This is a genomic window from Escherichia sp. MOD1-EC7011 (assembly GCF_002965005.1).
GTDB lineage: Bacteria > Pseudomonadota > Gammaproteobacteria > Enterobacterales > Enterobacteriaceae > Escherichia > Escherichia ruysiae.
The window spans coordinates 23,518-42,901 of sequence record NZ_PTRD01000010.1 but is presented as its reverse complement, the minus strand read 5'-3'; the positions used below and the strand labels follow the sequence as shown (position 1 = coordinate 42,901).

Sequence of the window (19,384 nt, the reverse complement as noted above, 5' to 3'; positions counted from 1 at the left end):
CATCTGATTTACGGCATCTTGCCACTGTTAAAAAATCAGGCACAATTTCTTGTGCCTGATTGATGTTACTTGACGGGGGCGGGCTGTTCCGCAGGTCTGGCTTTTTCCAGACGCGCCAAATCAAGCGCGATGTTCACTGTTTCATCCAGATACGGATCTGGCTCCTTGTAATCTTTTGGCAGATCGTCCAGTTTCTTCAACTCCGGTTTTCCTTCGCGTTTAAAGCGATCGTTCAACCGCGCCAGACGCATCGCATCATCTTCGTTATTCTCTTTTTCACGCACAGCGTAATTCAGAGAAACGATGTTGCGTTTGTCCTTCATGGCGTTGAAGCGAGCGATATCCTTCATGATGTTCTGGAACTCAGGATCCTTCGCGATACGCGCATTATGTTCCTTCAGCAACTCCGGTTCAAACGCCGTTAAGTCTCCAGATTTCACATAGGTTGCAGCGTCAATGCTATCCCACGGTAGCGCGTTATCTTCGAATTTCTCACCGGTTTCCGTCTCTTCATTGCCCGTAGGCATGATGATATCTGGCGTTACGCCTTTACGTTGCGTACTGCCGCCGTTAACGCGATAGAATTTCTGGATTGTGTACTGTACTGAACCCAACGCCGGCCATTCAGGACGTAACATCTGATCGTAGATACGGTTCAGAGAACGATACTGCTGGACTGTGCCTTTACCAAATGTCGGTTCACCCACAACCAGCGCACGACCGTAATCCTGCATGGCAGCAGCAAAGATTTCCGAAGCCGAAGCACTGAAACGGTCAACCAGCACCACTAACGGGCCTTTATAGAAAACCTGACCGTCGTTATCGCTATCTTCGCGAACCTTGCCGTTGTTATCACGAACCTGCACAATCGGACCTGATGGAATAAACAGCCCAGAGAGCGATACCGCTTCAGTCAGCGCCCCCCCGCCGTTGCTACGTAGGTCGATAATGACACTGCTGACATTTTGTTTTTCCAGTTTCTGCAGTTGAACTTTGACATCGTCCGTCAAGCCAACATAGAAGCCCGGAATATCCAGCACACCGACTTTTTCTTTACCGACAGTCTTCACAGACATTTTAACTGCACGGTCTTCCAGACGAATACGTTCACGCGTCAGCGTTACTGTCCGGGTCTTGGTCCCTTTACCCGCAGGCAGAATTTCCAGACGAACCTTACTGCCTTTCGGCCCTTTGATTAAGGCAACGACATCATCAAGACGCCAGCCGATCACGTCAACCATCGGTTTACCGGTTTGTCCGACACCGACAATTTTGTCACCAACGCTGATAGCTTTACTCTTCGCTGCTGGCCCACCCGCCACCATTGAATTGATAACGGTGTAGTCATCATCCATTTGCAGTACTGCGCCAATACCTTCCAGCGACAAACTCATTTCAGTATTGAACTGTTCGGTATTGCGCGGAGAAAGGTAGTTGGTATGTGGGTCGATTTCGCGTGCAAACGCCGTCATTGCCAGCGAGAAAACATCTTCGCTGTTGGTTTGCGCCAGACGACGAATAGCAAATTTGTAGCGGCGAGTCAGGGTTTCACGAATTTCTTTATCCGTTTTACCTGCCAGCTTCAGGCTTAACTCGTCGAATTTAACTTTACTGTCCCACAGCGCGTTTAACTCGGCCTCGTTTTTCGGCCAGGGTGCTTTGCTGCGATCCAGGTTATAGGAATCGTTGCCGGTAAAATCCATCGGCTTTTCCAGTACAGACAACGCATACTGGTAACGTTCGAAGCGGCGTTTTTGCGCCAGATTGTAGAGATCGTAGAAAACGTCAAGTTTGCCGGTGCGAAGTTCATCGCCCAACTCGGTTTTCTTTTTCGCAAATTGTTCGACATCGCTTGCCAGCAGTACATTGTGGCTGTAATCAAGCAAGTTCAGGTAGCGGTCAAAGATTTTGGCCGAGAACGCCTGATCGAGATCGAACTGACGATAATGGGAACGGGTGAAGCGCGACGTTACGCGCTCACTCACAGTCGCATGCTGCGTCTCTTCCTTTAATACCGGAATTTGATCAGCACGCGTAATATCTTCTACTGCGAAGGTCTGGCCTGCTATTGCAAGCAGGCCAGCTAACGCGGTAAGCCTAAAAAACATGTTCATGCCTGGCCCGGCCTCCGTTTCAGAACACCAGGTGTTCTGCGCGCACAATCAAAGACATACCCGAATTCAGTTGGACGCGGACGCCGTCTTTGGTGATTTCTAATACGGTGGCATCCATCGCGTTTTGACCAGCTTTCACCTTCAGGGCTTGTCCGACAGTCAGAGCTGAAATGTCAGAAACCGGGGTATGCTGTTCTTCGCGAGGTGCTTTTACTGTTTTTGGCGCTTTCTCAGCCGGTTTTTGCGCGCGAGGTTTGCGCTCGGCGCCTTCTTTACGGCGTTGCGCGGCAGGACGTGGTTTACGTTCGCGGCGTGGTGCATCTTCTTTCTCACCAGCAGCTGCGGCAGCTTCGCGTTTTTTCGCTTGCTGTTCAGCGCGCTGAGCCTGAACGCGTGCTTTCGCTTCTTCAAGCTGTTTGCGAGCATGTTCTACATGCTGCTCGTCCAGCTCACCGCATGGGTTGCCGTCAAGATCGACACGCGTTGCGCCGGGTTTAACACCGTAAAGGTAACGCCAGCTCGAAGTGTAGAGACGTAAAGCGGATCGCAGTTGCGTTTTGCTCAGGTTCATTTCCCCGGCAACACGATCGACCAAATCCTGAAAAATACCGATTTTCAGCGGACGCGCTTCACCTTCCGCACTGAAACAGTGGGGAAAACGTTCGGCCAGAAACGCGATTACTTCTTTACTGCTATTCAACTTAGGTTGATTTTCCATGAAATTTCCTGATTACAACGGACGTAGCCAACAAGCGCAGGCATGAACAGGCGTCATTATAATGACGCCATCAGTAAATGCTACGTTATCCGTTGATTATCCTGCGACGCTCGCAAAGAATTTTTTGTAATCCGTCATTGCAAGCACCTTTTCAAGCTGTGCCACAAGCTGACGTAAGCCTTGCTCGTCCTCGTCTGTAAAGCGACCAAAGACGGTACTGTCGATGTCGAGAACACCAATAATCTGATTTTTCACCACCAGCGGCAGGACAATTTCAGAATTACTCGCCGCATCACAGGCAATATGCCCATCAAAAGCGTGAACATCCTCGATTCGTTGTACTTGATTGCGGGCAACCGCAGTGCCGCACACGCCACGCCCGACGGGGATCCGTACACAGGCAATTTTGCCCTGAAATGGTCCGAGCACCAGCGTATCGTCCTCAAGCAAATAAAAACCGACCCAGTTTACGTCTGCCAGACGTTCGTATAACAACGCGCTGGTGTTTGCCAGCGTTGCCAGAAAACTGGTCTCTCCCGCCATCAGCGCGTTAAAGTCGCGATTTAAATCCGCGTAAAATTCTGTTTTGTTCATTATATAATCACTTGGTTGTCTTACCTGGAACTGCCAGCCTATTAAAATAAGCATTAAATGCGTTAATGCTCAAGATCATTCCCATCATGGGTTAAGATTAATGTTAATTCTTATTACATTTGGCACGTCATGGCACTTAACACCACGCAAATTACGCCAACAAAAAAGATAACAGTGAGCTCAATCGGCAAGGAACTGCCGCGTGGTGATTATCAACGTTGCCCGCAATGTGACATGCTGTTTAGCCTGCCCGAGATAAATTCTCATCAAAGTGCCTATTGTCCGCGCTGTCAGGCCAAAATTCGTGACGGGCGTGACTGGTCGCTAACGCGCCTGGCGGCAATGGCGTTCACCATGCTATTGCTGATGCCGTTTGCCTGGGGCGAACCACTGTTGCATATCTGGCTGTTAGGTATTCGTATTGACGCCAACGTCATGCAAGGCATCTGGCAAATGACCAAACAGGGCGATGCGATAACGGGGGCGATGGTCTTTTTCTGCGTTATCGGCGCCCCACTTATCCTCGTCACATCTATTGCTTATTTGTGGTTTGGCAACCGACTGGGGATGAACTTACGCCCGGTGCTGCTGATGCTTGAGCGACTGAAAGAGTGGGTGATGCTGGATATCTACCTGGTCGGCATTGGTGTTGCTTCTATAAAGGTACAGGATTATGCCCATATCCAGGCGGGTGTCGGCTTATTCTCTTTTGTAGCGTTGGTGATTTTAACGACGGTGACGTTGTCACATCTTAATGTTGAACAGCTGTGGGAGCGATTTTATCCTGAACGCCCTGCCACGCGCAGGGACGCGAAACTACGTGTTTGCCTGGGGTGTCACTTTACCGGCTATCCTGATCCGCGCGGTCGCTGCCCCCGCTGCCATATCCCGCTTCGCCTGCGTCGTCATCATAGTCTTCAAAAATGTTGGGCGGCGTTGTTGGCTTCAGTCGTCTTGTTGTTACCAGCTAACCTGTTGCCTATCTCGATCATTTATCTGAACGGTGGACGACAAGAAGATACGATTCTTTCCGGCATCATGTCGCTGGCAAACAGCAACATTGCGGTCGCCGGAATTGTGTTTATCGCCAGTATTCTGGTGCCGTTTACCAAAGTGATTGTTATGTTCACTTTATTATTGAGCATTCATTTTAAATGCCAACAAGGATTACGCACGCGAATACTGTTACTGCGAATGGTGACCTGGATTGGTCGCTGGTCGATGCTCGATCTGTTTGTCATTTCTTTAACTATGTCGCTGATCAATCGCGATCAGATCCTCGCTTTTACTATGGGACCGGCTGCGTTTTATTTCGGCGCAGCGGTTATTTTAACTATTCTTGCAGTGGAATGGCTGGACAGCCGCTTACTTTGGGATACACATGAGTCAGGAAACGCCCGCTTCGACGACTGAAGCGCAGATTAAAACTAAACGCCGTATCTCACCTTTCTGGCTGCTGCCGTTCATCGCGCTAATGATTGCCGGCTGGCTGATTTGGGACAGTTATCAGGATCGGGGGAACACCGTCACCATCGACTTTATGTCGGCGGACGGCATTGTCCCTGGCCGCACACCTGTTCGTTATCAGGGTGTTGAAGTCGGAACCGTTCAGGATGTCAGCCTTAGCGATGATCTTCGTAAGATTGAAGTCAGGGTCAGCATCAAGTCCGATATGAAAGATGCGCTGCGCGAAGAGACGCAGTTCTGGCTGGTGACGCCAAAAGCCTCTCTGGCAGGTGTTTCCGGACTGGATGCACTGGTTGGGGGTAACTATATCGGCATGATGCCAGGCAAAGGCAAAGAGCAGGATCACTTTGTCGCCCTCGATACCCAACCGAAATATCGGCTGGATAATGGTGATCTAATGATCCACCTACAGGCTCCCGATCTTGGTTCGCTGAATAGTGGTTCGCTGGTCTATTTTCGCAAGATCCCGGTGGGACGTGTCTACGACTATGCGATCAATCCCAATAACCAGGGCGTGGTGATTGATGTCCTGATTGAGCGGCGTTTTACCGATCTGGTGAAAAAAGGGAGTCGCTTCTGGAACGTTTCTGGCGTTGATGCCAATGTCAGTATCAGTGGCGCGAAGGTGAAACTGGAAAGTCTGGCTGCGCTGGTTAACGGTGCGATTGCCTTCGATTCGCCGGAAGAGTCGAAACCCGCCGAAGCGGAAGATACCTTTGGTTTGTATGAAGATCTCGCCCACAGCCAGCGTGGGGTAATCATAAAACTGGAACTGCCGAGCGGTGCCGGATTAACCGCCGACTCAACACCGTTAATGTATCAGGGTCTGGAAGTCGGACAACTGACGAAACTGGATTTAAACCCAGGCGGCAAAGTCACCGGAGAAATGACCGTAGATCCCAGCGTCGTAACGCTGTTACGGGAAAATACCCGCATCGAATTACGCAACCCGAAATTATCCCTCAGCGATGCGAATCTCAGCGCCCTGCTCACGGGCAAAACCTTCGAACTGGTGCCGGGCGATGGTGAGCCACGCAAGGAGTTTGTCGTTGTGCCTGGCGAGAAAGCCCTGCTGCATGAACCTGATGTTCTGACGCTGACCCTGACCGCGCCAGAAAGTTACGGTATTGATGCCGGTCAGCCACTCATTCTACATGGTGTGCAGGTCGGTCAGGTAATTGAACGTAAACTCACCAGCAAAGGCGTCACTTTTACCGTCGCCATTGAACCGCAGCATCGCGAGCTGGTAAAAGGCGACAGCAAATTCGTTGTCAACAGCCGTGTGGACGTGAAAGTGGGGCTGGACGGCGTCGAGTTTCTCGGTGCCAGCGCCTCTGAATGGATCAACGGAGGGATACGTATTCTGCCGGGCGATAAAGGCGAGATGAAAGCCAGCTATCCGCTGTATGCCAATCTGGAAAAAGCCCTGGAAAACAGCCTTAGCGATTTGCCCACCACGACCGTGAGTTTGAGTGCAGAAACATTACCAGACGTGCAGGCGGGATCGGTAGTGCTGTACCGTAAGTTTGAGGTTGGCGAAGTCATCACCGTGCGCCCACGGGCTAACGCCTTTGATATCGATCTGCATATTAAGCCGGAATATCGCAACCTTCTGACCAACAACAGCGTGTTCTGGGCAGAAGGCGGGGCGAAAGTTCAGCTTAATGGTAGCGGTCTGACCGTACAGGCTTCGCCACTTTCACGGGCGTTAAAGGGTGCTATCAGCTTCGATAACCTCAGCGGCGCCAGCGCCAGCCAGCGTAAAGGCGATAAGCGTATTCTTTATGCGTCAGAAACGGCGGCTCGTGCGGTCGGCGGACAGATTACGCTCCACGCTTTTGATGCCGGAAAACTGGCGGTCGGTATGCCAATTCGCTACCTCGGTATTGATATCGGGCAAATCCAGACGCTGGATCTGATAACCGCACGTAATGAAGTACAGGCAAAAGCGGTGCTCTATCCGGAATATGTCCAGACTTTCGCTCGCGGTGGTACACGCTTTTCGGTGGTCACACCGCAGATTTCGGCAGCCGGCGTTGAGCACCTTGATACCATCCTCCAGCCGTATATCAATGTCGAACCCGGTCGTGGAAATCCTCGCCGCGACTTTGAATTACAGGAGGCTACCATTACCGACTCTCGTTACCTGGATGGCTTAAGCATTATTGTTGAAGCGCCAGAAGCCGGATCGTTAGGCATCGGTACACCGGTACTGTTCCGTGGTCTGGAAGTGGGTACGGTCACTGGAATGACGCTGGGTACACTATCGGATCGGGTGATGATTGCGATGCGCATCAGTAAACGCTACCAGCACCTGGTGCGGAACAATTCCGTCTTCTGGTTGGCATCGGGCTACAGTCTGGACTTTGGTCTTACGGGCGGCGTAGTGAAAACCGGTACATTTAACCAGTTTATCCGTGGCGGGATCGCCTTTGCCACTCCGCCTGGTACTCCGCTGGCACCGAAAGCCCAGGAAGGCAAACACTTCTTGTTGCTGGAAAGCGAACCGAAAGAGTGGCGTGAGTGGGGAACCGCGCTACCCAAATAATGCGCACTGCTCCGGCGTACCTGCGCCGGAGCGTTTATGCTAAACTGCGCGCCTGTTTTTTTGCCAGTGGTACATGCTCGTGGCCCAACACACCGTTTATTTCCCGGACGCCTTTCTGACGCAAATGCGTGAAGCAATGCCTTCGACGCTCTCTTTTGATGATTTTCTCGCCGCCTGTCAGCGCCCGTTGCGCCGCAGCATTCGCGTTAATACGCTGAAAATCTCCGTTGCAGATTTCCGGCAATTAACCGCTCCTTATGGCTGGACGCTTACGCCAATTCCGTGGTGTGAAGAAGGTTTCTGGATTGAACGCGACAATGAAGATGCATTGCCATTGGGTAGTACCGCCGAGCATTTAAGTGGCCTGTTTTATATTCAGGAAGCCAGTTCAATGTTGCCCGTTGCTGCCTTGTTTGCTGACGGTAATGCACCACAGCGGGTGATGGATGTTGCTGCTGCGCCGGGTTCAAAAACTACGCAAATTGCCGCACGGATGAATAACGAAGGGGCGATCCTTGCCAACGAGTTTTCCGCCAGCCGGGTTAAAGTGTTACATGCCAATATCAGCCGCTGTGGCATCAGTAATGTTGCGCTCACGCATTTTGATGGCCGCGTGTTTGGTGCGGCATTGCCAGAAATGTTCGATGCTATTTTGCTGGATGCCCCCTGCTCCGGCGAAGGCGTGGTGCGTAAAGATCCCGATGCGCTGAAAAATTGGTCACCAGAAAGCAATCAGGAGATCGCAGCCACCCAGCGGGAACTGATCGACAGTGCCTTTCATGCATTACGTCCTGGCGGTACGCTGGTTTACTCGACCTGTACCTTAAACCGGGAAGAAAACGAAGCCGTTTGCCTGTGGCTGAAAGAGACTTACCCTGATGCAGTAGAGTTTTTACCGCTGGGCGATCTATTCCCTGGCGCGGACAAGGCGCTGACCGAGGAAGGCTTTTTGCACGTCTTCCCACAAATTTATGATTGCGAAGGTTTTTTCGTTGCGCGTCTGCGTAAAACTCAGGCGATTCCCGCGTTGCCTGCGCCGAAATATAAAGTGGGCAATTTCCCGTTTACCGTAGTGAAAGATCGCGAAGCCGGACAAATTCATCAGGCGGCTGCGAGTGTCGGCTTAAACTGGGATGAAAACCTGCGCCTCTGGCAGCGCGATAAAGAAATCTGGTTATTCCCGGTGGACATTGAAGCGTTGATCGGTAAGGTCCGATTTTCCCGTCTGGGGATTAAACTTGCTGAAACACATAACAAAGGTTATCGCTGGCAGCATGAAGCGGTTATTGCCCTTGCCTCACCCGACAACGAGAACGCGTTTGAACTGACACCACAGGAAGCGGAAGAGTGGTATCGCGGGCGCGACGTCTACCCACAAACCACGCCAACTACGGATGATGTGCTGGTCACCTTCCAACATCAGCCAATCGGTTTAGCCAAACGTATTGGTTCACGGCTGAAAAACAGTTACCCACGGGAGCTGGTGCGCGACGGGAAACTTTTTACCGGTAAAGCCTGACCGCACACAAAAAAGCGCACTTTTTGACTGGCGAATCTGACTGCCTTGACTAGGCTGAAAAATGGTACGACCGAACTGGTCGTACCACAATCGGCACTTAAATGGAGAGCACGAAGATGAAAACCAGTGTACGCATAGGCGCTTTTGAAATCGACGACGGCGAGTTAACCGGCGAATCGCCTGGTGACCGAACGTTAACCATCCCCTGTAAATCTGACCCGGATTTATGTATGCAACTTGATGCCTGGGACGCCGAAACCAGCATCCCAGCCCTGCTAAACGGCGAACACTCTGTCCTTTACCGTACCCGCTACGATCAAAAGTCTGATGCCTGGATTATGCGTCTTGCCTGATCCAAAAAGAACCCGTCGGCATGACGGGTTATTTATCCTGGTTATTTCCCCCGTTGTAAAATCTCCCCTAAACTTAACGGTACGGCACCGCACTTCGAGGATGAAATGTTCGCGCTGGTACTTTTTGTTTGCTATCTGGACGCTGGCTGTGACGATATTGTGGTTGATATCTACAATACGGAACAGCAGTGCCTCTATTCAATGGACGATCAACGGATCCGCCACGGCGGCTGTTTTCCGATTGAGGATTTTATTGATGGTTTCTGGCGACCTGCACAGGATTACAGTGACTTTTAATTATTGCAGTTGCACAAGAGTCAACTCACCTCCGAAGACGGCGCCGGTATCAATATAATGCAAGTTACCGATATCCACGCGATGGCGTAATGGCGTATGCCCAAACCAGAAATGATCGGCACCTGTAATTCCCTGCCCTTTTTGACCCCCACGCAATCGCGATCGACTCCACAACACCTGATGCAGATCGACTTCCTTATGCCACTCATAAATATTATTGGGGTAATCCGCATGGGCGATGATATGCAGTCCGCTACTACAGCTTAATTCAATTATCCACGGTAAAGACCTGCACTTTTCCAGCACTATTCTCGCCTGCTCGCATTGGCGCTCTGTCAGTGCTGCGAACCAGTCGCCGCCATTCATAAACCACAAAGACATCTGCTGCGAATCCAGCGCATCTATCGCCATCTGCTCATGATTGCCTCTTACCGCTCTGATCCAGCGTTGATCCAGTAATTGCAGGCAACGCATACTCTCCGGGCCACGATCGATAACGTCACCAACCGAGATCAGCAAGTCTTGCCACGGGTCAAACCGGCAGTGCCACAATTTCTTACGCAGTTGCGCCAGGCAGCCATGAATATCCCCCACCAGCCAGATATGTCGCCACTGACTGCCATCAATCTTCTGATAGATGTGTCTTGCCTGTTTCATCAATTCCTTACTCCCGCGCGAAAGATCACATTATCTTAACAAAAATGTTAAAAAAGCCTGGACTGAAGCAGTAGAGTGTGTGTTATGGTTGATGGTAAAGTCAGTGCAGTAAAAGCTGTGATGTAATCATCAAACTGGCTTTATAGATAAAAAGAGACCGAATACGATTCCTGTATTCGGTCCAGGGAAATGGCTCTTGGGAGAGAGCCGTGCGCTAAAAGTTGGCATTAATGCAGGCTTAGTTGCCTTGCCCTTTAAGAATAGATGACGACACCAGGTTTGCCAGTTTGCGTGCAAAATGGTCAATAAAAAGCGTGCTTGTCATCGTCTTAAATGTTAAAAACCGCCCGTTCCGGTGAAAGAACTGAGGCGGTTTTTTATTTGAAATCAAACATTTACTATAGATGATTAACAGAGTTTCTCAGCTCTTTCAATAAACGGTGCCAGACTCATTTTTTCACCTGGTTTGTTAGTATCATCAATCTGGATCACTGAAATAGGCTGGGCGTTGGTCTTTCCGCTGGTAACTTCTTTTTGCGCGACATCGTTCAAAGGGTACTGCACCAGGGTGCTGGGGTTAATGACATACAGCGCGTTGCCCGGTCGGCATGTCAGCATCACTTCTTCACGATTAAATGCCCATTTGTCTTTGCCAATTTCAAAGCGACTAACGGTGATCACTTGTGGCGCCGCCAGCGCCGCTGCCGAACTGGTAAGCAATACAAATGCCAGAATACTTTTTTTCATCATTTTCGTAATCCATCAAAAAGGTTCGAGAGTTGCAAGCAGGCTGATAATCACCAGCACTACCGCACCTATCGCCCATTCGAGTTTTGTCATCCAAACAAACCACGGAGCCGCACGGTCTTCATATTGCCCCATCCGTGGCACCAGAACATAACGATTTGCCAGTGCAATGGCTACCATAATCATCACCAATATGACCTTTAGAAATAAAAGCTGCCCCCAGTAAGTCGCAAGTGTTGGGGGAAATCCGGTGATGAATAATGCATTAAGCACGCCGCTTGCCAGCACGCCAATCACCGCAAAATGTCCACACCAGGAGAATCGCATCAGTGCATGAATGGCCTGACGTCGCCAGCGCCCTTTTACCAACCGCATACACCAGACGACCGGCAGCAAGCCACCAAACCATGCCGCCGCGCAAATCAGATGTACAGCATGATTAGTCTGATGGATTTTCGCCGTTAATCCTTCGTTTAACGTCGCATGTCCTACTCCCGCCATCAGGATAAATTGCGCGGTAGTTAGCACAAACAACAAACGTGGCATGTTCCCTGGTTGCATCAGAGCGACGGTTAGCGTAACGAGGGCGAGAACGATTTGCCAAATCCAGACACCACCAAACTGCGTTTGTAACACTGATTGCCAAATGTTCAACGAAACCACATCCGACCATCCCGCGCCCATCAACCCGCCCTGTACGGCGAACATCGCAGCGGCGCTGCTCAAACTCCAGACGGCAGCATGTTGTTGTAAACGCAGAAAACGTTTCGTCAGCAAGCGACGAATTGCTATTGGTGCCAGCCATGCGCCATACATCGCGAAGCCAAAGACCAGCATCAGGGAGGTAAAATGGATAAATCGCAATGCGACCCAGGTAAACGCCAGCATGTTTTATTTCACTGTAAAGGTGTAATGCCCTTTGGTTTTATGCCCATCCACCGAGACAACATGCCAGTTGACGGTATAACTTCCGGGCTTCAGGGCGTCGGCAAGCGGAACAATCAATTGGTTTTTGTCTTGTTCATTACGCTTCGCGGGTAATGTTTTAACATCTTCATTCTTTGAACCGATGATTTTGGCGCCGCTGAATCCGGGTTCAATACTTTCAGAGAAGTTTAACGTAATGGCCTGTGGGGCAGCAGTAACCTCCGCATTCGCCGCAGGATACTGATGCGTCAGATGCGCATGTGCCCAGACAGAAGGCGCCAGCGAAGCGGCAAATAATACGAGTGCGTAACGAAGAGAACGTGCAGTTGAAACCATATTATCTATTCCTTTTTGTAATAACTTTTTTACAGAGCATAACCTTGTCTAATGATAGAGTCGAGGATCATCAATTCCGGCTTGCCATCCTGGCTGACTCTTAGTAACTTTTGCCCGCAATTAACGAGGAGACACAATATGCTGAAGAATCTGGCTAAACTGGATCAAACTGAAATGGATAAAGTTAATGTCGATCTGGCGGCTGCCGGGGTGGCATTTAAAGAACGTTACAATATGCCGGTAATTGCTGAGGCGGTTGAACGTGAACAACCGGAACACCTGCGAAGCTGGTTTCGTGAGCGCCTTATTACCCACCGCCTTGCCTCTGTAAATCTGTCACGCTTACCTTACGAGCCTAAACTTAAATAAACCTTATATTAAGTTACACTTTCTTACATAGCGCCTGCTAAATTGTGAGTATTTTCTTATACGCATCAATATTTGCGGACACTGTGAAAAGGAAGTCATTATGACATACAGGAAAGTCGCAGCAGCACAATATGAGCCTCGTAATGCCTCACTCACTGAGCAGGTGGCCCATCATCTGGAGTTCGTGAGGGCTGCCGCCAGACAGCAGTGCGAACTTTTAGTTTTCCCCTCGCTTTCTCTACTGGGATGTGATTATAAGCGACGCTCTCTTCCTGCCCCGCCCGATCTTTCGCTGTTAGCCCCGCTTTGTTATGCCGCGACAACATGGAGAATGACCATTATTACCGGCCTCCCCGTTGAACATAATGAACGTTTTATTCGTGGTATTGCCGTATTCGCGCCAGGGATGAACTCGCCCGGAATTTATCATCAAAGCCACGGAGCATGTCTGGATCGACATTCTAAAACCATCACTGTGGTGGATGGACAACCTGAAGGCATTGATATGCCCCCAACCTGTTCACTGTTTACCACCGGTCAGTGCATCAGTGAGCCCGAACTATTGGCTTCTACTCGCCACTTACAATTTTTCTCACATCAGTTCTCCATCGCCGTACTGATGGCTAATGCCCGGGGCAACAGCGCACTGTGGGATGAACATGGCAGCCTTATTGTTCGCGCCGATCGCGGTTCGTTATTGTTAGTTGGTCAACGCACACCGCAGGGTTGGCAAGGCGATATCATTCCATTACGCTAGGCGTTTTCGGCCCGGAGTTTTGCCATGCTGCGTATTATCGATACAGAAACCTGCGGTTTACAGGGAGGGATCGTCGAGATTGCCTCAGTTGATGTTGTTGATGGGAAAATCGTCAACCCCATGAGCCACCTGGTGCGCCCCGACCGTCCCATTACTCCGCAAGCTATGGCGATTCATCGCATCACCGAAGCCATGGTCGCCGACAAGCCGTGGATTGAAGAGGTGATCCCGCACTACTACGGTAGTGAATGGTATGTCGCCCACAATGCCAGCTTTGACCGCCGCGTATTGCCTGAAATGCCTGGCGAGTGGATCTGCACGATGAAACTGGCTCGTCGTTTGTGGCCAGGAATCAAGTACAGCAATATGGCGTTGTATAAAACGCGTAAACTCAGTGTACAAACGCCGCCAGGCTTGCATCACCACCGTGCGCTGTATGACTGTTACATCACCGCTGCCTTGCTTATCGATATTATGAACACATCCGGCTGGACGGTGGAACAAATGGCGGATATCACTGGACGTCCATCATTGTTAACGACGTTCACGTTTGGCAAGTATCGCGGTAAAGCAGTATCAGAAGTTGCAGAGCGCGATCCGGGCTACCTGCGCTGGTTGTTTAATAACCTCGACAGTATGAGCCCGGAATTGCGTTTAACGTTGAAGCATTACCTGGAGAATGCTTAAGCCGCTGGCTGACCGGGTAATGTCCCCTGCGCCAGCGCGACCAGAAAAGTATATTCCATCGCCACACCTTCGTAAGATTTGAAGCGCCCCGATTTACCGCCATGCCCTGAGTCCATGTCGGTACACAGCAATAACAGATGGTCATCGGTTTTCAACTCACGCAATTTAGCCACCCATTTTGCCGGTTCCCAGTATTGCACCTGTGAATCGTGTAAGCCGGTCGTTACCAGCAAATGCGGATAAGCCTGTGCGGTGACGTTGTCATACGGGCTGTAGCTTTTCATGTACTCGTAATATTGCGGATCTTGCGGATTCCCCCACTCTTCAAATTCGCCAGTGGTCAGAGGAATTGATTCATCAAGCATCGTTGTTACGACATCAACAAACGGCACCTGGGCGATAACGCCGTGGAACAGCTCGGGGCGTTCGTTGATAGCGCCCCCCATCAGCATTCCCCCCGCACTGCCTCCCATTGCATAACAGAGCGAAGGAGAGCCATAGCCCAGTTTTAACAATGCATCGCAGGCATCAAGATAATCATTAAACGTATTTTTCTTCTTCAGGAATTTACCGTCTTCGTACCATTGATGCCCCAGCTCGCCACCACCGCGAACATGGACAATGGCGTAGACAAATCCACGATCCAACAAACTCAGGCGGCTGAAACTGAAATCGGCATCTATGCTTGCTCCGTAAGAACCATAACCGTATACCAACAGCGGATTATTGCCTTTCTGGAAGTGCTTACGATGATAGACCAGCGAAACCGGAACTTCGACGCCATCCCGGGCAGTGATCCACAAGTGTTCACTGCGGTAATTCGCCGCATCAAAACCGGGTACTTCAGTTTGTTTCAGCACGCGGCGCTCGCCGGTATCCATATCCAGTTCAAACAAAGTATCTGGCGTGGTCATGGAGGAATAACCGTAACGCAATCGCGCGGTTTCAGGTTCTGGATTGTAGGCAATCCAGGTCACGTAGGCCGGATCATCAAAAGCAATGCCGATGACTTCCCGTGTCTTGCGGTTAATTTGGCGCAAACTGGTTAACCCGCGCTGACGCTCTTCAACCACCAGCCAGTCGGTAAACAGCGTAAACCCTTCCAGCATGATGTTATCGCGTGGCGGAATTAACTCCTCCCATTGTTGTTCATCACGCATACGGGTACGGTATAAACCAAAGTTTTTGCCGTTGCGGTTGGAACGCAGATAAAACCGATGCTGGTAGTGATCAAGACTGTATTCGTGATCTTTGCGGCGCGGCAGAAAAACAAACGGCTCGGCATCGGCCATTTCCGCGTCCAGCAAGCGAACTTCACTGGTGGTGGCGCTGGCCAGGTGAATGACTACATAGTGCTTCGATGTCGTTTTATGCAAACTGACGTAATAGGTATCGTCTTTTTCTTCGTAGATCAGTTTATCTTGCGATGCTGGTGTACCGATGGCGTGACGCCAGACCTGATAAGGCAGCAGCGTCACCGGATGCTTGCGCACATAATAGAAAGTCCACGAATCATTCGCCCAGACAAAGCTGGGATCGACATTATCCAGCAATTCGGGATACCAGTTGCCCGTTTCAAGATTGCGAAAACGGATGCCGTACTGGCGTCGGGAAAGGAAATCTTCCGCCAGCGCCATAATGGTGTTATCGGGGGTAATTGCCATTCCGCCCATCGAATAAAACTCACTGTGCGCCGCGCGCTTGTTGGCATCGAGCAATGTTTCCCACTCATCCCACTCTTCACTGAACGCCGATTGACGCTGGTAGATGGCATATTCACAGCCAGGTTCATAAATATGCCGGTAGCGGTAGCCATTTTTGATGTAGGGCGCAGAAACTTCTCTTTGCGGAATGCGGTCGATAATTTCCTTTAATATGCGATCCTGCAAGGCTTGTTGCGAGGCCATCACCCGATGACCGTAGCTATTCTCTTGTTGCAAATAGTCCAGCACTTCCGGCTGTGAGCGCGTGTCGTCCCGCAGCCAGTAGTAATTATCGATACGCGTATCGCCATGAAGCGTCATGGCGTGGGGAATGCGGGCGGCTTTTGGTAGCATGTTATTGTTCTTTCTGGTTGAAACATCTTATAAGGGTGGCAAAACTCACCCGGTATGCAAGCGAAACAGGGTAGTCATTGCTCAGATGATGACAGGTAATGGCGTGGATATCGAATGATATGCTGACAGAGAAAATCAGTCCGTTCAAATGGCTGTGCGGTTCTGGATAGCCCGAAATAGTCCACGGTCAGGCTATCCAGAGAGCGGAATTATTCCGCCAAAGTGCGCTTTTGCTGTTCGAGATCGCGTTCGATCCCTTCGCGAACATCCTGGGGAATTTTCAGCGCGTCGCCCAATGCATTCAGGTAGCTACGCTCCATGAAATGATCAATATCAATAGCTGCGCAGCTCAAGAAATAGATTTCCAGCGCCTCTTCTTCATTACGAACCCCGTTCGCCAGGCGCTGCGGATCCAGCGGTTGTTCAATTGCCTGCTCAATGAGTACACGCCCCTGCTCTTCCACGCCGGCTTCACGCAATTGCTGGTCGATAGCTGCACGTTCTTTGGCATCAATATGACCATCACTTTTAGCGGCAAAGACCAGTGCAAGGATCAAACGTTCCGTACGCTCATCCAGCGGCGTGCTTTGAGTGCCGAATTGCGGTTCATCCTGATGCGCCGCACGAATTTTATCTTTGTATTTGTTCCACAGCACCGTACCCGCTACCGCTCCGCCGCCAACCAGCAACGCATTGGTGCCATATTTCGTGAGAAGTTTACGTGCTGATTTATTTGCGACCAGCAACCCTGCCAGCCCGCCTAATGCGCCCGGCACTAAAAGTTTGCCCAATCCCTGCTCCATAGACGAGGAGGTAGAAGAACTGCTTTGCCCAAGCAGGGATTGCAGCTGATTTAACCAGTTAGCCATATTTGCTCCTCAATAACCATTTTTAGTGCCTGTAGCATAGCGGATGAGGATGTCAGAAAGTGTATATCGCGGCAAAAGATGCGCAAATAAACGGACCGAAAGGAAGTCATCGACGGAAATTCGCGTCAGATAAGGAACTCGGCTATGGTGGGAATGTGGAGGAAGGATTGATTGGGATTATCTGCTGCTGATTGCCTGCTGCGATGCTGTCGCGCCTTATCATGCCTACGGGGTCTGATGCATTGTAAGGCGGACAGGTGATTACACCACATCCGCCAGGAATTATGCGCAATGACTAATAGCCATTAACGACGCTGATACTCCGCCATTCCCGCTTTACAGTCCACGCTTACCTGATAATGAATATCGGCACTTTTACCGCGCACGGTCAGCGGAACTGACCATTTATCATCTTTACCCTGAATATCCTGCAAACTAACCCACGCAACCGGATCTGCCTGACCAACGATTTTTTGATCGTCTGCCCAGCGCGCTACGCGGTTTTGTTGATAATCGCGTTTTACACTCGCGGCAATTCCGGCTGCATCCAGACCTTCACACTTTGGGAAAGTTACTGACTTGCTGGTTTCGTTATTTGCAGCAAAAACTGATGCGCAGGCAGAAAGCAGTAACAGCCCCAACAACGCTCCTCTTTTTTTCATGTTTTTCTCCATAGCACAATGATTCAGGAGAAAGCATGGTACAAATTGTCAGGAGCGCAAGTTGCTTCAGGCGGCGTGGGTCTCATCTTCCGCATCGTTGCTATTATCGACCACCTGCGGAGACGGTAATTTGCCTGTTTTCAGGATGGTACTCAGGACATCTTTCTGTTCTGCCAGCCACAGTGAAAGAGCTTCACGTTGCTCGTCTTCCATTTTGACCGGGGAATTTGCCAGCCAGGTGTCGAGCAGATCCGCCGTATCAAGCATTTTGTCATAAGCATCGGCTTCCTTTTTGCTGGTAAACGACATCTTCTCTTCGCCCTCACGAATGACTACGTATTTAATTTCAACCGCCATTTGCAGCCTCTCATCATAACTGTAATTTTATACAGTATATTTCTTTTCAATCGAGAAATCAACGCAAGCAATCAAGCAATAAAGACACACGCAAACGTTTTCGTTTATACTTCACGCGGAATTAATCAGGGGATATTCGTTATGACGTTATTAGGCACTGCGCTGCGTCCGGCAGCAACTCGCGTGATGTTATTAGGTTCCGGTGAACTGGGTAAAGAAGTGGCAATCGAGTGCCAGCGCCTCGGCGTAGAGGTGATTGCGGTTGATCGCTATGCCGACGCGCCAGCCATGCATGTCGCACACCGCTCCCATGTCATTAATATGCTGGATGGTGATGCATTGCGCCGCGTGGTTGAACTGGAAAAGCCGCACTATATCGTGCCGGAGATTGAAGCTATTGCCACCGATATGCTGATCCAGCTTGAAGAGGAAGGACTGAATGTTGTCCCCTGCGCGCGCGCGACAAAATTAACCATGAATCGCGAGGGCATCCGCCGTCTGGCGGCAGAAGAGCTTCAAATTCCCACTTCAACGTATCGTTTTGCCGACAGCGAAAACCTTTTCCGCGAGGCGGTTGCCGCCATTGGCTATCCCTGTATTGTTAAACCGGTGATGAGTTCTTCCGGCAAGGGGCAGACATTTATTCGCTCTGCCGAACAGCTTGCTCAGGCGTGGGAGTACGCCCAGCAAGGTGGTCGCGCTGGAGCAGGTCGTGTGATTGTTGAAGGCGTGGTTAAGTTTGACTTCGAAATTACACTACTGACCGTCAGCGCCGTGGATGGTGTCCATTTCTGTGCGCCAGTCGGCCATCGTCAGGAAGATGGAGATTACCGTGAATCCTGGCAACCGCAGCAAATGAGCCCCCTTGCCCTTGAACGTGCGCAGGAGATTGCCCGTAAAGTGGTGCTGGCGCTGGGAGGTTATGGGCTGTTTGGTGTCGAGTTGTTTGTCTGTGGTGATGAGGTGATTTTCAGTGAAGTCTCCCCTCGCCCGCATGACACCGGGATGGTGACGTTAATTTCTCAGGATCTCTCAGAATTTGCCCTACATGTACGCGCGTTCCTTGGACTGCCTGTTGGTGGGATCCGCCAGTATGGTCCAGCCGCTTCTGCGGTTATCCTGCCGCAACTGACCAGTCAGAATGTCACGTTTGATAATGTGCAGAATGCCGTAGGCGCAGGTCTACAGATTCGATTATTTGGTAAGCCGGAAATTGATGGCAGCCGTCGTCTGGGTGTGGCACTGGCTACTGCAGAGAGTATTGATGAGGCGATTAAACGCGCGAAGCACGCCGCCGGTCAGGTGAAAGTGCAAGGTTAAATCTGTTAAAAACAAGCTACAAAAATGCC

The 19,384-nt window shown here is 50.6% G+C and carries 20 protein-coding genes; 9 read left to right on the top strand and 11 right to left on the bottom strand.

The window, feature by feature from the left end; all coding sequences use genetic code 11:
• Window positions 1–65 precede the first annotated feature (65 nt).
• From prc to msrC, 3 genes are all read right to left on the bottom strand, one after another.
• Window positions 66–2,114, bottom strand: coding sequence for a carboxy terminal-processing peptidase (gene prc, locus A7098_RS04060; protein WP_105280378.1), 2,049 nt, complete (start codon window positions 2,112–2,114; stop codon window positions 66–68).
• A gap of 19 nt (window positions 2,115–2,133) precedes the next feature.
• Window positions 2,134–2,832, bottom strand: a complete 699-nt coding sequence (proQ, locus tag A7098_RS04055; RefSeq protein WP_000431365.1) for an RNA chaperone ProQ — start codon at window positions 2,830–2,832, stop codon at window positions 2,134–2,136.
• Between the two features lie 96 nt (window positions 2,833–2,928).
• Window positions 2,929–3,426 carry an L-methionine (R)-S-oxide reductase gene (gene msrC, locus A7098_RS04050; RefSeq protein ID WP_105280377.1) on the bottom strand — a complete coding sequence of 166 codons (498 nt, stop codon included), beginning with the start codon at window positions 3,424–3,426 and terminating at the stop codon, window positions 2,929–2,931.
• Window positions 3,427–3,555: 129 nt separating this feature from the next.
• Here msrC and yebS point away from each other — a divergent pair, with 129 nt between their 5' ends.
• The 5 genes from yebS to A7098_RS04025 all read left to right on the top strand — a co-directional run bounded on the left by yebS (window position 3,556) and on the right by A7098_RS04025 (window position 9,610).
• Complete coding sequence (gene yebS / locus A7098_RS04045) at window positions 3,556–4,839, top strand: membrane integrity lipid transport subunit YebS (RefSeq protein ID WP_105280376.1); 1,284 nt, start codon at window positions 3,556–3,558, stop codon at window positions 4,837–4,839.
• A complete protein-coding gene (yebT, locus tag A7098_RS04040) occupies window positions 4,808–7,441 on the top strand; it encodes a lipid-binding membrane homeostasis protein YebT (protein ID WP_105280375.1) in 2,634 nt (877 codons plus the stop codon). Before yebS ends, yebT begins: the two co-directional genes overlap by 32 nt.
• A gap of 79 nt (window positions 7,442–7,520) precedes the next feature.
• Complete coding sequence (rsmF, locus tag A7098_RS04035; protein WP_105280475.1) at window positions 7,521–8,960, top strand: 16S rRNA (cytosine(1407)-C(5))-methyltransferase RsmF; 1,440 nt, start codon at window positions 7,521–7,523, stop codon at window positions 8,958–8,960.
• A gap of 116 nt (window positions 8,961–9,076) precedes the next feature.
• Window positions 9,077–9,313, top strand: coding sequence for a DUF1480 family protein (locus A7098_RS04030; protein WP_010345804.1), 237 nt, complete (start codon window positions 9,077–9,079; stop codon window positions 9,311–9,313).
• A 105-nt stretch (window positions 9,314–9,418) separates the two neighbouring features.
• The gene (locus A7098_RS04025) at window positions 9,419–9,610 is read left to right on the top strand and encodes a YebW family protein (RefSeq protein ID WP_032225372.1); all 192 of its coding nucleotides are present in this window, start codon (window positions 9,419–9,421) and stop codon (window positions 9,608–9,610) included.
• Here A7098_RS04025 and pphA read toward each other — a convergent pair whose 3' ends face one another.
• The 4 genes from pphA to yobA all read right to left on the bottom strand — a co-directional run bounded on the left by pphA (window position 9,611) and on the right by yobA (window position 12,277).
• The gene (gene pphA, locus A7098_RS04020; protein ID WP_105280374.1) at window positions 9,611–10,267 is read right to left on the bottom strand and encodes a protein-serine/threonine phosphatase; all 657 of its coding nucleotides are present in this window, start codon (window positions 10,265–10,267) and stop codon (window positions 9,611–9,613) included.
• Window positions 10,268–10,675: 408 nt separating this feature from the next.
• Window positions 10,676–11,017 (bottom strand): YebY family protein, encoded by a 342-nt coding sequence (locus tag A7098_RS04015; RefSeq protein WP_105280373.1) that lies wholly within the window; start codon window positions 11,015–11,017, stop codon window positions 10,676–10,678.
• Window positions 11,018–11,029: 12 nt separating this feature from the next.
• Window positions 11,030–11,902, bottom strand: a complete 873-nt coding sequence (gene copD / locus A7098_RS04010) for a copper homeostasis membrane protein CopD (protein WP_105280372.1) — start codon at window positions 11,900–11,902, stop codon at window positions 11,030–11,032.
• A 3-nt stretch (window positions 11,903–11,905) separates the two neighbouring features.
• A complete protein-coding gene (gene yobA, locus A7098_RS04005) occupies window positions 11,906–12,277 on the bottom strand; it encodes a CopC domain-containing protein YobA (protein WP_000255068.1) in 372 nt (123 codons plus the stop codon).
• A gap of 138 nt (window positions 12,278–12,415) precedes the next feature.
• Between yobA and holE the strand changes: the two genes are divergently transcribed.
• The 3 genes from holE to exoX all read left to right on the top strand — a co-directional run bounded on the left by holE (window position 12,416) and on the right by exoX (window position 14,090).
• The gene (gene holE, locus A7098_RS04000; RefSeq protein ID WP_000916765.1) at window positions 12,416–12,646 is read left to right on the top strand and encodes a DNA polymerase III subunit theta; all 231 of its coding nucleotides are present in this window, start codon (window positions 12,416–12,418) and stop codon (window positions 12,644–12,646) included.
• A gap of 100 nt (window positions 12,647–12,746) precedes the next feature.
• Window positions 12,747–13,403: a carbon-nitrogen hydrolase family protein YobB gene (gene yobB, locus A7098_RS03995; protein WP_105280371.1), complete on the top strand. Its 657-nt coding sequence runs from the start codon at window positions 12,747–12,749 to the stop codon at window positions 13,401–13,403.
• 24 nt (window positions 13,404–13,427) lie between these two features.
• Window positions 13,428–14,090 carry an exodeoxyribonuclease X gene (gene exoX / locus A7098_RS03990; RefSeq protein WP_105280370.1) on the top strand — a complete coding sequence of 221 codons (663 nt, stop codon included), beginning with the start codon at window positions 13,428–13,430 and terminating at the stop codon, window positions 14,088–14,090.
• Here the strand turns inward: exoX and ptrB are convergent.
• The 4 genes from ptrB to yebG form a co-directional block, all read right to left on the bottom strand.
• On the bottom strand, window positions 14,087–16,147 hold the full coding sequence (ptrB, locus tag A7098_RS03985) for an oligopeptidase B (protein WP_105280369.1): 2,061 nt from the start codon (window positions 16,145–16,147) through the stop codon (window positions 14,087–14,089). The two genes, exoX and ptrB, sit on opposite strands and share 4 nt — an antisense overlap.
• A 209-nt stretch (window positions 16,148–16,356) precedes the next feature.
• Window positions 16,357–17,016 (bottom strand): tellurite resistance TerB family protein, encoded by a 660-nt coding sequence (locus A7098_RS03980; protein WP_000024758.1) that lies wholly within the window; start codon window positions 17,014–17,016, stop codon window positions 16,357–16,359.
• A gap of 305 nt (window positions 17,017–17,321) precedes the next feature.
• Complete coding sequence (gene yebF / locus A7098_RS03975; RefSeq protein WP_010345796.1) at window positions 17,322–17,678, bottom strand: protein YebF; 357 nt, start codon at window positions 17,676–17,678, stop codon at window positions 17,322–17,324.
• A gap of 66 nt (window positions 17,679–17,744) precedes the next feature.
• Window positions 17,745–18,035 (bottom strand): DNA damage-inducible protein YebG, encoded by a 291-nt coding sequence (gene yebG / locus A7098_RS03970; RefSeq protein WP_000257576.1) that lies wholly within the window; start codon window positions 18,033–18,035, stop codon window positions 17,745–17,747.
• Between the two features lie 141 nt (window positions 18,036–18,176).
• On the opposite strand from yebG, the gene purT reads away from it, so the two are divergent.
• Window positions 18,177–19,355, top strand: coding sequence for a formate-dependent phosphoribosylglycinamide formyltransferase (purT, locus tag A7098_RS03965; RefSeq protein ID WP_000173457.1), 1,179 nt, complete (start codon window positions 18,177–18,179; stop codon window positions 19,353–19,355).
• The last annotated feature ends 29 nt before the right edge of the window (window positions 19,356–19,384 follow it).

Bases quoted from the DNA above. Each gene is read 5' to 3' on its own strand.
- holE (WP_000916765.1), top strand. From the start codon at position 12,416: ATGCTGAAGAATCTGGCTAAACTGGATCAAACTGAAATGGATAAAGTT.
- A7098_RS04025 (WP_032225372.1), top strand. From the start codon at position 9,419: ATGTTCGCGCTGGTACTTTTTGTTTGCTATCTGGACGCTGGCTGTGAC.
- yebS (WP_105280376.1), top strand. From the start codon at position 3,556: ATGGCACTTAACACCACGCAAATTACGCCAACAAAAAAGATAACAGTG.
- yebG (WP_000257576.1), bottom strand. From the start codon at position 18,035: ATGGCGGTTGAAATTAAATACGTAGTCATTCGTGAGGGCGAAGAGAAG.
- ptrB (WP_105280369.1), bottom strand. From the start codon at position 16,147: ATGCTACCAAAAGCCGCCCGCATTCCCCACGCCATGACGCTTCATGGC.
- A7098_RS04015 (WP_105280373.1), bottom strand. From the start codon at position 11,017: ATGATGAAAAAAAGTATTCTGGCATTTGTATTGCTTACCAGTTCGGCA.
- msrC (WP_105280377.1), bottom strand. From the start codon at position 3,426: ATGAACAAAACAGAATTTTACGCGGATTTAAATCGCGACTTTAACGCG.
- A7098_RS04030 (WP_010345804.1), top strand. From the start codon at position 9,077: ATGAAAACCAGTGTACGCATAGGCGCTTTTGAAATCGACGACGGCGAG.
- proQ (WP_000431365.1), bottom strand. From the start codon at position 2,832: ATGGAAAATCAACCTAAGTTGAATAGCAGTAAAGAAGTAATCGCGTTT.
- yobA (WP_000255068.1), bottom strand. From the start codon at position 12,277: ATGGTTTCAACTGCACGTTCTCTTCGTTACGCACTCGTATTATTTGCC.
- yebT (WP_105280375.1), top strand. From the start codon at position 4,808: ATGAGTCAGGAAACGCCCGCTTCGACGACTGAAGCGCAGATTAAAACT.
- copD (WP_105280372.1), bottom strand. From the start codon at position 11,902: ATGCTGGCGTTTACCTGGGTCGCATTGCGATTTATCCATTTTACCTCC.
- pphA (WP_105280374.1), bottom strand. From the start codon at position 10,267: ATGAAACAGGCAAGACACATCTATCAGAAGATTGATGGCAGTCAGTGG.
- purT (WP_000173457.1), top strand. From the start codon at position 18,177: ATGACGTTATTAGGCACTGCGCTGCGTCCGGCAGCAACTCGCGTGATG.
- prc (WP_105280378.1), bottom strand. From the start codon at position 2,114: ATGAACATGTTTTTTAGGCTTACCGCGTTAGCTGGCCTGCTTGCAATA.
- A7098_RS03980 (WP_000024758.1), bottom strand. From the start codon at position 17,016: ATGGCTAACTGGTTAAATCAGCTGCAATCCCTGCTTGGGCAAAGCAGT.
- yebF (WP_010345796.1), bottom strand. From the start codon at position 17,678: ATGAAAAAAAGAGGAGCGTTGTTGGGGCTGTTACTGCTTTCTGCCTGC.
- yobB (WP_105280371.1), top strand. From the start codon at position 12,747: ATGACATACAGGAAAGTCGCAGCAGCACAATATGAGCCTCGTAATGCC.
- exoX (WP_105280370.1), top strand. From the start codon at position 13,428: ATGCTGCGTATTATCGATACAGAAACCTGCGGTTTACAGGGAGGGATC.